The following is a 12,593-nucleotide window of genomic DNA, read 5'->3' as shown; positions in this document are numbered from 1 at the left end:
GATACACGAATGCCGCAGCGCAATCTGGTTTTATTTGATTTGGAGTGGAACATCGGCTACCAGCCGTATACGTTCAATTATCAAGGGGTGCAGCAGACCTTCCGGGGCGAGATCATCGAGATCGGCGCGGTGAAGATCGACGAGGACGGCAATGTCCTCGATACCTTCTCCATCCATCTGCGCCCCCGCATCTTCCGCAAATTGCAGCACCATATCGCCAAGGTCACCGGCCTGACGCAGGAAGACCTTGACAACGGCGACCCCATCGTGCAGGGGCTGCGCCGGTTCATGCAGTGGTGCGGCCCGGACGCCGAGTTTGCCGAGTGGGGCATGGACGACGTGCCGGTGCTCAAGCAGAACCTTTACCTGTGCAATCTGGACGAGAGCCGCCCGACGGTCTGGTACGACCTGCAGCAGGTCTTTTTGCGGGAGCACCCCCGCAAGGAGGGCGAGGGGATGACACTGGAAAGTGTTGTGACCCGGCTGGGCATCCCCATGGACCGCCCCTTCCACGATGCCTTGTCGGACACTCTCTACACCGCCGATGTCTGCCGCAAGCTCCACCTGCGGGAGGGGCTGGCTGCCTACCCCACCGAGGACGAGGCCCTGCGCCAGAGCCTCTGCCAGACGCCGGGGGACTACCGGGACTTCAAGATCTTCCGGGGCTACGTGGAGCAGTACGCATGGCGGGTGGACCCGAAGATCAGCAGGGCCCAGTGCCCGGTCTGCGGGGCGGACCTTACGCCGGACGACATCTGGCTGAAGCGGGGCAGCAACAGCTGGTACACGCTGGCCCAGTGCCCTCGCTGCGCCGGGACCGGCAGCGAGGCCGGAAAGGGTGTGTTCCAGCGCTACAAGCTGGCCCGGCGGGACGGGCTGCACTGGAGCTTCGCCCGCTGCGTGCAGATGCCCACGGCGGAGCATCTGGCCCGCTGGGAGAAGATGCGCACCCAGCAGATCGAGCGGATGCAGGCCCGCGCGGAGAAGCAGGCCGCCGAAAAAGCAGAAAACTGATCGCCATCGTGCAGGAAAACTGCCCGCTGTTTCGTAATGGAAAGTATACGTCCAGCCGAAAAAGCAAAAAAATTGCAGAAAATTTAATAGCTGTTTCATAGGTTCTGGATATACTAGTAGAAACAAGAGAGAGGGGTTACACGATGGAATTTTTGCACCAGCTGGGAACGCTGGACTTCTGGAAGACACTGCTGGACGGATTCGGGGATCTTGGGCCCCTTGCGCCCATCGCGCTGGCCATGGTGGAGTCGTTTTTTCCGCCGCTGCCTCTCATCGCCATCGTGGCGCTGAACGTGGCGGCCCACGGCGGCTTTCTGGGCTTTGCTTACAGTTGGATCGGCGTCTTGCTGGGCGGTACGCTCATGTTCCTGTTCTGGCGGCGGGTGGTCAAGCGCTTTTTCTGGAAAGTCGCCAGCCGCTCCGAAAAGCTGGAAAAGGCCCAGCGGTGGGTCAGCCGGTTGGACGTCGCATCCCTGTTCATGCTGTCGGTGCTGCCCTTCGCGCCGTCGTCCTTCATGCACTTCGCCTTCGGCATCTCCGATTTTGACGAGAAGCGCTACCTCATCACCATGCTGCTGGGCAAAGGCGCCATGGTGGCCATGATGGCCCTCTTCGGCCAGTCCATCGTCAGCTCGCTGAAGAACCCGGTCTACCTCATCCTCGCCGTCGTCCTTTGGGGCGGGATGTACTGGGCCAGCAAGCAGTTCTGCAAAAAACACGATATCTGAAGAAAAAACTCCCCTGCCGAAAAGCAGGGGAGTTTTGCTATATCCGAAGCGCTTAGCCCTCGTAGCCCAAGGTCGCCGCCATGACGGCTTTGATGGTGTGCATCCGGTTCTCGGCCTCATCAAACACGATGCTCTGGGGGCCTTCGAAGACTTCGTCGGTCACTTCCATGGCGTCGCGGCCGAACTTTTCGCCCATTTCCTTGCCCACGGTGGTCTTGTGGTCGTGGAAGGCGGGGAGGCAGTGCATGAAGACGGCATCCGGGCCGGCCAGTGCCATCAGCTCCTGATTGATCTGGTAGGCGGAAAGGTCGTGGATGCGCTCGGCCCAGACCTCCACCGGCTCACCCATGGAGACCCAGACGTCGGTGTAAAGGACATCGGCCCCCTTGGCGGCCTTGGCGGGGTCCTCCTCAAAGGTCAGGGTTGCGCCGGTCTCGGCGGCGATGGCCTGACACTGGGCGATGAGAGCCGGGTCCGGCTGGTACTTCTTGGGGGCACAGGCGGTGAAATGGAGGCCCATCTTGGCGCAGCCCACCATCAGGCTGTTGCCCATGTTGTAGCGGGCGTCGCCGAAATAGACGAAGTGGATGCCCTTCAGTTTGCCGAAATGCTCCCGGATGGTGAGGAAGTCGGCGAGGATCTGGGTGGGGTGGAACTCGTTGGTCAGGCCATTCCAGACCGGCACCCCCGCATAGCGGGCGAGGTCCTCTACGATCTGCTGGCCGTAGCCGCGGTACTCGATGCCGTCGAACATCCGGCCCAGCACGCGGGCGGTGTCGGCGATGGACTCCTTTTTGCCGATCTGGCTGCCCGACGGGTCGAGGTAGGTGACCTCCATGCCGAGGTCATGGGCAGCGACTTCGAAGCTGCAGCGGGTGCGGGTGGAGGTCTTCTCGAAGATCAGCGCGATGTTCTTGCCGCGCAGGGCGTCGTGGCGGACGCCCGCCTTCTTCTTGGCCTTCAGGTCGGCTGCAAGGTCCAGCAGCTCCTCGATCTCGGCGGGGGTGTAGTCGAGCAGCTTCAAAAAGCTCCGGTTTTTCAGACTCATTGTATAATTCCCTCTCTATACATTAAAATGCGAATATTTATGCGAGATGTGCTTCTATTATAATACGATATCGTCGGGTGGTCAAGAGGCTGCAGCCTGTCTTGACAAACCACGATGCTTCGAGTATACTACAAACAGAAGGGACGCTGACTGCAAAGGTCAGCTTTCCGTCCCGTATGTCAAAAGAGATTGACCGTCAGGCTTGGAACACTGAGGCGGTCAATCTTTTTTGTTATCATCGTCTTTTCGGTCGTGCGAAATCTTCCACGCGATATCGAATGCGGCTTTCGCCACATCAACGATCAGTGAAGCCACTGCAGCCAGAAGAGTCAGTGGCAGTACAACTGTTTTTTACAGCTCCAGCTCTGTCCTCCGGCCGCTGGGGGTGTAGGGGGTGAGGCGGACGCCCGCCTTTTTGAACATGAACCGCGCGGCGACGCTGGAATCGGAGTCGTGGTACTTGTCGCCGTAGTACACCACCTCCGAGATGCCGGACTGGATGATGGCCTTGGCGCACTCGTTGCAGGGGAAGAGGGTCACATACACCCGCGCCCCCTTGAGGTTGTTGTGGGCGCTGTTCAGGATGGCGTTCAGCTCGGCGTGGCAGACGTACATATATTTGGTGTCCAGCGGCTCGCCCTCGCGGTCCCATGGCATCGCGTCGTCGTCGCAGCCGATGGGCATACCGTTGTAGCCCAGCGAAAGGATCTTGTTTTCCGGGCTGACGATGCACGCACCCACCTGACTGCTGGGGTCCTTGGAGCGCATGGCGGTGAGCAGGGCGATGCCCATAAAATATTCATCCCAATTGATATAATCGGTGCGTTTCATTGAACGTGTCCTCCCTCGGTCATTTGTTTGGGCCTATTGTACCATGTCAACCGACGTTTTACAATCAATTTTCGCCGTTCCCGGTCAAAATGCACAAAAGCGGGACGGCAAGTTTGGCGGGGAAAGGAAAAGAATTTTCGGGCAACCTATTTGAAATTCGCTTAGAGTGTGGTATTATCTTTGTAAAATATGCCACAAAAACGGAGAGAACGCACTCCGTGCGGCGGAAAGAGGGAAAAACCGATATGAAATACGCAAGCAACAACATCCGCAATATCTTGATTGCAGGCCATGCCGGCAGCGGCAAAACGACGCTGACTGAGGCATTGGTCTATTTTTCGGGCGCAGCAGAGCGTATGGGCCGTGTGGAAGACGGCACCACGATTTCGGACTTTGACCCTGAGGAAGCAAAGCGCAAGGCCAGCCTGTCGGCGTCGGTGGTGCCCGTGGAGTACGAAGGCATCAAGTACAACCTGATCGACGCGCCGGGCCTGTTCGATTTCGAGGCCGGTGAGTATGAGGGCATCCGGGCCGCCGAGAGCGTGCTGGTGGTGGTGTCCGGCCGCAGCGGCGTCACCGTCGGCGCGGAAAAGGCTTTCCAGCTGGCTCGTAAGAACGGCAAGGCCACCATGGTCTTCGTCAGCAAGTGCGACCTTGAGAACGCCAACTACTTCAAGATCCTTGAGGATATGAAGATCAAGTTCGGCTCCACGGTCTGCCCCTGCGTCGTGCCCGCCAAGCTCGACGACGGCACCCCCGTGTACATCAACCTGTTCAGCCAGAAGGCCTTCAAGTACGAGAGCGGCAAGCAGATCCAAGTGGAGCTGCCCGACATCGGCCACCGCTTCCAAGGCCTGATCGAGGCTATGAGTGAGGCCATCGCCGAGACCGACGATGAGCTGATGGAGAAGTTCTTCGGCGGCGAGCCCTTCACCACCGAGGAGATCGTCGAGGGGATGCGCAAGGGCGTCAAGAACGGCCTCATCACCCCCGTCTTCTGCGGCAGCGCCGTCAACCAGCAGGCACTGGATATGCTGCTGTTCAATATGCACAAGCTGCTGCCCAGCCCCCAGCATGAGGAGAGCACCGTGGCCGAGGACGCCAACGGTGAGCCTGTGGAGCTCCACTGCACCGAGGACGAGCCCACCGCCGCCTACGTCTTCAAGACGGTGGCGGACCCCTTCGTGGGCAAGCTGAGCTATCTGCGGGTTGTCAGCGGCAAGGTCACGGCCGGTGAGCCGCTGGTCAACGCCCGCACCGGCGAGGTCGAGAAGATCTCGAAGCCGCTGACCGTCATCGGCAAGAAACAGGTGGACGCCGACGGCATCGGCGCCGGTGACATCGGTGCGGTGGCAAAGCTCGTTTCTGCCAAGACCGGCGACACCCTCTGCGATGCGTCCCGCGTTGTCAAGCTGCCCGCTCCCGTCTTCCCGCTGCCCAGCCTGTTCATGGCAGTCACCGTGGCCAAGAAGGGCGACGAGGGCAAGATCAGCAGCGCGCTGGCCCGCCTGATGGAAGAAGACCCCACCCTGAGCTACGAGAACAACGCCGAGACCCACCAGCAGATCATCGGTGGTCTGGGCGAGCAGCACCTCGATGTGGTCAAGGCCAAGCTGAAAAACAAGTTCGGCGTCGAGATCGGGCTGGAAGCGCCCCGCATCGCCTACCGTGAGTCCATCCGCAAGGCGTGCCAGAAGCAGGGCCGCCATAAGAAGCAGACCGGCGGCCACGGCCAGTTCGGCGATGTCGTCATCAACTTTGAGCCCTGCGACAGCGAGCAGGTGGTCTTTGAGGAAAAGGTCTTCGGCGGCAGTGTCCCGAAGAACTTCTTCCCCGCCGTCGAAAAGGGCGTCCGCCTTGCCGCCGAAAAGGGCGTGCTGGCCGGTTACCCCGTGGTGGGCCTGAAAGCCACCCTGCTGGACGGCAGCTATCACCCCGTGGACAGCTCCGAAATGGCCTTCATCATGGCCGCGAAGCTGGCGTATAAGGCCGCCATGCCTGAAGCAGGCCCCGTCATTCTGGAGCCTATCCACACCCTGAAAGCCCATGTCCCCAACGACAACACCGGCGACATCATGGGCGACGTGACCAAACGGCGCGGCCGCGTGCTGGGCATGGAACCCGATGAGGACGGCTTGCAGACCATCATCGCCGAAGTGCCGCTGGCCGAGCTGACCAATTTCACCACCTTCATCCGTCAGACCACGCAGGGCCGCGGCTGGTTCACCACCGAGTTCGCCCGCTACGAGATCCTGCCCGAAATGCTCGTCCCCGCCGTTGTCGAACAGGCGAAGAAGCTGGGTAATCTGGACGAGTCTGGCGAAGACTAACAAAAGACATTCTCAGGCCCCGTCGGCAATTCCCTCTGCCGGCGGGGCTTTTTGCGCGGTTTTTGCGTTGCAGAAGCGTCGTTTTTATTGACAATCCCGCAGCTTGCCATTATAATAGAACAGTCAAAATAGCACTCGTGCGCGGCTTTGCGGCTGCGCCAATCCAATAGACAAGGAGAGATTCCCCAATGGCACAAGAAATCAAAATGTCCGCTGCCGGCCTGAAGGCCGTGCAGGAGGAGCTGGAATACCTCAAGACTGTCCGCCGCAAGGAGCTGGCTGAAGAGATCAAGGAAGCCCGCAGCCACGGCGACCTGTCCGAGAACAGCGAGTACGACGAGGCCAAGAACACGCAGGGTCTGGTGGAGAACCGCATCACCGAGCTGGAGCAGATGGTCAAGAACGCCGTCGTCATCGACGAGAGTGAGCTGAGCGTCGAGAGCGTCTCCGTTGGCACCCATGTCACCATTCAGATGGCCGGTGAGGACGAGAAAGAGGAATATGACATCGTTGGCCGCACCGAGGCTGACCCCCTGAACGGCAAGATCAGCGATGAGAGCCCTGTGGGCCACGCCCTGCTGGGCAAGGCTGTGGGCGAAAAGGCAGAAGTCCTGCTGCCCTCCGGCCACACCGTCGAGTACACGGTGCTGAGCATCGCCCACTCGGCCAACTGAGCACAGCACGGGAGGAAATAATGGAAGAGCAAAAGAGAAACCCCGCTGCGGGCCTGTCCGAGAGCGAGCAGGTGCAGGTGCGCCGTCAGAAGCTGGCCGACCTGCAGGCTGCGGGCAACGACCCCTTCACCTTGACCAAGTTCCCGCAGGACGCCTATTCGGCGGACCTGAAGGAAGAGTTCAAAGATCTGCCCAATGAGACCGACTCCGGCAAGAAGGTCGCGCTGGCGGGCCGCATGATGTCCAAGCGCGTCATGGGCAAGGCGAGCTTTGCCCACCTGCGGGACGATAAGGGCGACATCCAGCTCTACGTCCGCCGCGACGAGCTGGGCGACGAGCCTTACGCCGCCTTCAAGAAGCTGGACGTGGGCGACATCATCGGCGTGAAGGGCGAGGTGTTCCGCACCAAGACCGGCGAGTTGAGCGTCCGCGCCACCGAGCTGACCCTGCTGGCCAAGAGCCTGCGCCCCCTGCCGGAGAAATTCCACGGCCTGACCGACACCGAGATGCGCTACCGTCAGCGCTACGTGGACCTGATCGCCAACCCGGAGGTGAAGGACACCTTCGTGAAGCGCAGCCAGATCCTGAAGGAGATCCGCGCCTATCTGGACGAGAAGGGCTTCTTGGAGGTGGATACCCCCATCCTGACCCCCTTTGAGATCGGCGCCTCTGCCCGCCCCTTCTACACCCATCACAACAGCCTGAACATGGACATGGTGCTGCGCATCGAGACCGAGCTGTACCTCAAGCGCCTGATCGTGGGCGGCATGGACCGCGTGTACGAGGTGGGCCGCATCTTCCGCAATGAGGGCATGGACCCCAAGCACAACCCGGAGTTCACCAGCATCGAGCTGTATCAGGCCTTCACCGACTTCCACGGCATGATGGACCTCGTGGAGGAGCTGTACAAGCGCCTCGCCCTCAAGATCTGCGGCAGCATGGTCATCCCCTATCAGGGCAAGCAGATCGACATGGGCCACTGGGAGCGCCTGACCATGATCGAGGCCGTGAAGAAGTATTCCGGCGTCGATTTCAACGACTGGAAGACCGACGAGGACGCCATCGCCGCCGCGAAGGAGCACCACGTCGAGCTGCCGGAAGTACCCACCAAGGGTGCCATTCTGGCCGAGTTCTTCGACGCCTTCGTGGAGGACAAGCTCATCCAGCCCACCTTCATCTACGATTACCCCGTGGAGATCAGCCCGCTGGCCAAGCGTAAGCCGGATGATCCTGCCTTCACCGAGCGCTTTGAGTACTTCATCGACTGCACCGAGTACGGCAACGCTTTCAGCGAGCTGAACGACCCCATCGACCAGAAGGGCCGTTTCGAGCGTCAGGTCGCCGAGCGCAAGGCCATCGAACCCGACTGCAAGGCGCAGGTCGATTACGACTACGTCAACGCTCTGGAGTACGGTCTGCCCCCCACGGGCGGCCTCGGCTTCGGCGTGGATCGCCTCGTCATGCTGCTGACCGATAGCGCCTCCATCCGGGACGTTCTGCTGTTCCCCACGATGAAGCCGATTGAACAGTAAATTTCCAATTTTAAGATGACAAAGCCTGAAACTTCTTGATGTACCGAGAAGTTTCAGGCTTTTTCTTTTGACGAATTTCCAGCGAAAACTACACCATACGCCAATTTTACGCCAAACGATGCAGGATTTTGTGCAGAGTAAAAAGAGCGTTGTTCGCGTTTGCGCAGCGAAGCGGAGCAATGAAAGCCCCAGTGGGGCTTTTAAGCGACCGAACGGTCTTGCGTAAGCAAGATGGAGGGGCCCCGCCCCGACAAGTTCGCGTTTGGTGTAAGAATCGGGCGTGTGGTGGATGGATGTAGACCTGCAAAGGGCTGCGTCAAGAAGTGGCTTTATGTATTTGCAAACGGACAGCCGGAACTTTCCACCGCAGAAGAAGTAAATGTGAAAAACATGGAGGTTTCCTTATGAACAAACTGCTTTCCTGCCGCTACAACATGGACACCAACCGGGTGGAAGCCCGATTCGAGGGTGGCACTACCCTTGCCATCGACTGCATCGCCATCGAGGACGAATACGGCAACACCCCGGCACAGCGGGCAGAACTGGACTGGCTGCTCTACCATAAGCCTTTGGAGTATGCACAGCTTGTGCTGGGTGGGGAGATTGAGCACTACCTGTCACTTGGCTGTGACCATGGAAGAATGGAAGATTGGTTGACAAGGTTCCATAACAGTTAACACAGCTTGCATTTGCCCTTCAATTTTTCAGAATGGAACACCCCAAGGGCATCCGGTCTATATCCGGCAGATTTTTCATAAGGAATCTGCCGGGTATTTTTGTTTGTCATAAAGGAAGTATTGCTTTTTATTGTAAAATTGGATACAATATAAAAAAGATATTTGCACGGAGGGCTCTATGGAATATATCGGCATCCAGAAGAAAAACGGCGGTGTGGTGGAAGCCCTGCAGCAGGCCATTTTATCTGGGCAGATCCCGGCGGGCACCGAAATGACCCAGAACGAACTGGCAGAGAGTCTCGGTGTCTCCCGGATGCCGGTGCGGGAGGCCTTGATGATCCTTGAATATCAGGGTCTTATCATCCGCCTGCCCAACAATCGGATAAAAGCGGCAGATTTGACCGAAGAGACACTGCGCCAAATTCTGGCATTGGGGGCTCAGTTGGAACGGCAGGCTATGCGTGCGCTGCCGCAGGATGCGATGTTGGCAGGAGACGAGATGCTGCAGCACCGTACCCTGCGAACCGTCCTGCCCTATCCGCTGCACCGCAAGCTGCTGGAGAGCATTCAGGAGACCTACATTGCCTTTGCCGTGAGCGCACGTCCTGCGCCGGTGAACGACCGGCTTGCCCGCCTGCTGATGCTGGACCGTCAAGGTTCCCCTGATGTGCTGGATGCATGGAACACCTATGAAGAAGAACTGCTGCATCTGATTTTAACGATAAGGAGTCAATATGCTGGGACTGAAACCCATTAAGCTGCTGCCCGCCCGCGAGCGGGTAGCTTCCGCTTTGCGGAAAGCCATTATCTCAAAAAGCATCCCGGAGGGCGCAGAACTCACGCTGGAAAACACCGCACAGGAACTGGGCGTGTCGGTCACGCCGGTGCGAGAGGCCTTTCAGATCCTTGCCCGTGACGGTCTGCTGGAAGTCAAGCAAAACAAGTGCGCCATTGTGCTGGGCGTAACGGAAAAAACGATTCGGGAGCACTACCAGCTGCGCGCTGCCTTGGAAGGGACGGCATGTATGCTCTGCTGCCAGAACAACGCTGACCTGTCCAAGATCAAAAACTGCGTGGATACTGCTGAGGAGGCTCTTTCTCTTCAGCAGGCCGGAAATTATACTGACTACAACCAGTCCTTCCATTTTGAGATCTGGGAAGCTTCCGGCAATGAAAAAATGCGCAATCTTCTCTCGGAGCTGTGGAATGGCCTGTCCGTTGGTGTGGAAATGAGCGAGTTGGACTATGCCCTCAACTCCCAGAGCGAGCATAAAAAGATCTATGCGGCGCTGGAAGCACGGGATGCGCTGGAAGCACGGGCTGAAATGGAAAAACACATCTACCGCAGTATGGACGATGCGCTGACCTATTATTTATAAGATCAAGGAGGACAAGACAGTGTATACCTGTGCGAACTGTACGGTTCTGGCCTGCGCCAACAACGAGCCGGAAAAGATGCCCAAAAACTGCCCTATGCGGAATGCTTCGGTGATGGAGGCCGCCCGCGCCGGCTATGATTTGCCTGAGAATCACGATTTCTACGTCAACTGTTCGGCCATTGAGGGGCTTGGCTACTGTCAATGGCCCCGCCTGAAGGAGACGGTGGAGTTCTGCAAGCGGATGGGCTACCACAAGCTGGGTCTTGCATTCTGCAAAGGTCTGCGGAAGGAAGCCCGCATCGTGGCCGACCTGCTCCGTGCGCAGGGGTTTGAGGTGGTGTCGGTCATCTGCAAGACCGGCGGCATCTCCAAAGAAGAAGTGGGCATCCCGGAAGAGGTCAAGATCCACCCCGGCGAATTTGAGGCCATGTGCAACCCCATCGCACAGGCAAAGCTTCTGAACGAACAGCACACCGAGTTCAACATTGAGGTCGGACTTTGTGTGGGACACGACTCGATGTTTTATAAGTACTCGGACGCCATGGTCACAACGCTGGTGGCCAAGGATCGCGTTCTGGCGCATAATCCCTGTGGTGCCATTTACTGTGCCGAGGGGTATTTCAAAAAGCGGCTGGAATAAAAGAAGGAAAAAACGTGCGTTCTCCATCTGCTTTGGAGATCGCACGTTTTTTGCAGAAGGCGGCGGAGGGAGATTTTCTTGTATCCTACTGTTTGTCTGGCGTGCACAAAAATTGGTACATAATCCGTGCAATGCGACAAAACTCGAAAAAAGGGATTGACAAATCTCTGTTTCGGGTGTATTCTCGTGTCGTCAAGTGGATACATTATCAAAGATTAGATATAAAAATTCAAAAAAGACGCTGCCGAGATTCCCGGAATTCTAAGGTTCCGGGCAAATCCTTCCAGAACAAAGAAGGGCTGTGAGGGCACAGCACGGCGGCAAAGACTCTGCACAACGAGGTGCAGCTGGGGCGTTCCGAAAGTCAGGGCTGTTTTGCTCCGATAAAATGGATACATTATATTTCATCAAAGGAGGATTCCCCGGTATGTCAGCAGCAACTATCACCCTACTCTTTCTTCTCTTCGCGGTCGTCATGTTCGTGTTTGAGAAGATCCCCCTCGGCGTAACGTCTATGATCGTCTGTATCGGTCTGGTCGTTACCGGCGTTCTGGACATCAAGACTGCTTTTGCGGGCTTCATCGACAGCAACGTCATCCTGTTCGTCGCCATGTTCATCGTCGGCGGTGCCCTGTTTGAAACAGGTATGGCCAACAAGATCGGCGGCATCGTTACCCACTTTGCCAAATCCGAGCGCAGCCTCATCGTGGCCATCATGGTCATCGTTGGCCTGATGAGCGGTGTGCTCTCCAACACCGGCACCGCCGCCGTCCTGATCCCCGTGGTCATCGGCATTGCGGCAAAGTCCGGCTATGCCCGCTCCAAGCTGCTGATGCCGCTGGTATTTGCAGCGGCCATGGGCGGCAACCTTTCCCTCATCGGCGCACCGGGCAACCTCATCGCCCAGAGTGCTCTGGGTGAGATCGGGATGTCCTTCGGCTTCTTCGAGTACGCTATCGTGGGCCTGCCCATCCTCGCCGCCGGCATCCTCTTCTATGCCACCCTTGGCATGAAGCTGCTGCCCAACCACCCCGTCTCCGATGATGACTCCTTCGGCGGCGAGCAGGACTTCAGCAATGTTCCCAAGTGGAAACAGGTGCTCTCCCTTGTCATCCTCGTGCTCACCCTGTTGGGCATGATTTTTGAAAAGCAGATTGGCATCAAACTCTGCATCACCGGCTGTATCGGTGCGCTGGCTCTGATCCTCACCGGTGTCATCTCCGAGAAAGACGCCCTGAAGTCCATCGACCTCAAGACCATCTTCCTCTTCGGTGGTACGCTGTCTCTGGCCTCTGCACTGGATAAGACCGGGGCAGGAGCAGAGATTGCAAACATCGTCATTGGTGCTCTGGGCGAGAATCCCTCTCCCTACGTCCTGACTCTGGTGGTCTTCCTGCTCTGCTGCGTCATGACCAACTTCATGTCCAACACCGCAACCACCGCTCTGATGGTTCCCATCTGCCTGAGCATCGCACAGGGCATGGGTGCCGACCCCCGCGCCGTCCTGATGGCTTGTGTCATCGGCGGCTCCTGCGCTTACGCAACACCCATCGGTATGCCCGCCAACACCATGGTGGTTTCCGCCGGCGGGTACACCTTCAAGGATTATGCCAAGGCTGGCCTGCCCCTCATCCTCATCGCAACGGTTGTCAGCATGGTGATCCTTCCCATCGCATTCCCGTTCTTCCCGCAGTAAAGCGGACAGGAACGTTGAATATGAGTGAACCAACGCGCAAAATG

General features: G+C 58.1%; 12 protein-coding genes. 10 read left to right on the top strand and 2 right to left on the bottom strand.

The window, feature by feature from the left end; translation table 11 throughout:
- The first annotated feature begins 9 nt into the window (after positions 1 to 9).
- Together C4N23_RS04595 and C4N23_RS04590 are read left to right on the top strand one after the other, a co-directional pair.
- Positions 10 to 1,014 carry a 3'-5' exonuclease gene (locus C4N23_RS04595; RefSeq protein WP_055190059.1) on the top strand — a complete coding sequence of 335 codons (1,005 nt, stop codon included), beginning with the start codon at positions 10 to 12 and terminating at the stop codon, positions 1,012 to 1,014.
- Positions 1,015 to 1,157: 143 nt separating this feature from the next.
- Positions 1,158 to 1,742: a TVP38/TMEM64 family protein gene (locus C4N23_RS04590; RefSeq protein ID WP_097839781.1), complete on the top strand. Its 585-nt coding sequence runs from the start codon at positions 1,158 to 1,160 to the stop codon at positions 1,740 to 1,742.
- Between the two features lie 52 nt (positions 1,743 to 1,794).
- On the opposite strand, the gene argF is transcribed toward C4N23_RS04590, so the two are convergent.
- Positions 1,795 to 2,790: an ornithine carbamoyltransferase gene (gene argF / locus C4N23_RS04585; protein ID WP_112144392.1), complete on the bottom strand. Its 996-nt coding sequence runs from the start codon at positions 2,788 to 2,790 to the stop codon at positions 1,795 to 1,797.
- Between the two features lie 351 nt (positions 2,791 to 3,141).
- Positions 3,142 to 3,621: a deoxycytidylate deaminase gene (locus tag C4N23_RS04580; RefSeq protein ID WP_112144390.1), complete on the bottom strand. Its 480-nt coding sequence runs from the start codon at positions 3,619 to 3,621 to the stop codon at positions 3,142 to 3,144.
- A gap of 245 nt (positions 3,622 to 3,866) precedes the next feature.
- Between C4N23_RS04580 and C4N23_RS04575 the strand changes: the two genes are divergently transcribed.
- From C4N23_RS04575 to C4N23_RS04535, 8 genes are all read left to right on the top strand, one after another.
- Positions 3,867 to 5,951 carry an elongation factor G gene (locus tag C4N23_RS04575; protein WP_097839779.1) on the top strand — a complete coding sequence of 695 codons (2,085 nt, stop codon included), beginning with the start codon at positions 3,867 to 3,869 and terminating at the stop codon, positions 5,949 to 5,951.
- Between the two features lie 188 nt (positions 5,952 to 6,139).
- Entirely contained in the window at positions 6,140 to 6,625 is a 486-nt protein-coding gene (greA, locus tag C4N23_RS04570; RefSeq protein ID WP_112144388.1) for a transcription elongation factor GreA, read from the top strand.
- Between the two features lie 20 nt (positions 6,626 to 6,645).
- Positions 6,646 to 8,157 (top strand): lysine--tRNA ligase, encoded by a 1,512-nt coding sequence (gene lysS, locus C4N23_RS04565; protein WP_112144386.1) that lies wholly within the window; start codon positions 6,646 to 6,648, stop codon positions 8,155 to 8,157.
- 404 nt (positions 8,158 to 8,561) lie between these two features.
- A complete protein-coding gene (locus C4N23_RS04555; RefSeq protein WP_112144384.1) occupies positions 8,562 to 8,834 on the top strand; it encodes a DUF6061 family protein in 273 nt (90 codons plus the stop codon).
- 178 nt (positions 8,835 to 9,012) lie between these two features.
- Complete coding sequence (locus tag C4N23_RS04550) at positions 9,013 to 9,591, top strand: GntR family transcriptional regulator (protein WP_112144382.1); 579 nt, start codon at positions 9,013 to 9,015, stop codon at positions 9,589 to 9,591.
- Complete coding sequence (locus C4N23_RS04545; RefSeq protein WP_112144380.1) at positions 9,569 to 10,213, top strand: GntR family transcriptional regulator; 645 nt, start codon at positions 9,569 to 9,571, stop codon at positions 10,211 to 10,213. Before C4N23_RS04550 ends, C4N23_RS04545 begins: the two co-directional genes overlap by 23 nt.
- A gap of 19 nt (positions 10,214 to 10,232) precedes the next feature.
- A complete protein-coding gene (locus tag C4N23_RS04540; protein ID WP_112144378.1) occupies positions 10,233 to 10,853 on the top strand; it encodes a DUF1847 domain-containing protein in 621 nt (206 codons plus the stop codon).
- Positions 10,854 to 11,280: 427 nt separating this feature from the next.
- Positions 11,281 to 12,549 (top strand): SLC13 family permease, encoded by a 1,269-nt coding sequence (locus tag C4N23_RS04535; protein WP_112144376.1) that lies wholly within the window; start codon positions 11,281 to 11,283, stop codon positions 12,547 to 12,549.
- The last annotated feature ends 44 nt before the right edge of the window (positions 12,550 to 12,593 follow it).

Origin of the sequence: Faecalibacterium hattorii (genome assembly GCF_003287455.1) — a bacterium.
GTDB classification, from domain to species: Bacteria; Bacillota; Clostridia; order Oscillospirales; family Ruminococcaceae; genus Faecalibacterium; species Faecalibacterium hattorii.
Note: the sequence above shows the minus strand (reverse complement) of the source record. Positions and strands in the feature narration are given on the sequence as shown.

Bases quoted from the DNA above. Each gene is read 5' to 3' on its own strand.
- argF (WP_112144392.1), bottom strand. From the start codon at position 2,790: ATGAGTCTGAAAAACCGGAGCTTTTTGAAGCTGCTCGACTACACCCCC.
- C4N23_RS04535 (WP_112144376.1), top strand. From the start codon at position 11,281: ATGTCAGCAGCAACTATCACCCTACTCTTTCTTCTCTTCGCGGTCGTC.
- greA (WP_112144388.1), top strand. From the start codon at position 6,140: ATGGCACAAGAAATCAAAATGTCCGCTGCCGGCCTGAAGGCCGTGCAG.
- C4N23_RS04555 (WP_112144384.1), top strand. From the start codon at position 8,562: ATGAACAAACTGCTTTCCTGCCGCTACAACATGGACACCAACCGGGTG.
- C4N23_RS04590 (WP_097839781.1), top strand. From the start codon at position 1,158: ATGGAATTTTTGCACCAGCTGGGAACGCTGGACTTCTGGAAGACACTG.
- lysS (WP_112144386.1), top strand. From the start codon at position 6,646: ATGGAAGAGCAAAAGAGAAACCCCGCTGCGGGCCTGTCCGAGAGCGAG.
- C4N23_RS04575 (WP_097839779.1), top strand. From the start codon at position 3,867: ATGAAATACGCAAGCAACAACATCCGCAATATCTTGATTGCAGGCCAT.
- C4N23_RS04550 (WP_112144382.1), top strand. From the start codon at position 9,013: ATGGAATATATCGGCATCCAGAAGAAAAACGGCGGTGTGGTGGAAGCC.
- C4N23_RS04595 (WP_055190059.1), top strand. From the start codon at position 10: ATGCCGCAGCGCAATCTGGTTTTATTTGATTTGGAGTGGAACATCGGC.
- C4N23_RS04545 (WP_112144380.1), top strand. From the start codon at position 9,569: ATGCTGGGACTGAAACCCATTAAGCTGCTGCCCGCCCGCGAGCGGGTA.
- C4N23_RS04580 (WP_112144390.1), bottom strand. From the start codon at position 3,621: ATGAAACGCACCGATTATATCAATTGGGATGAATATTTTATGGGCATC.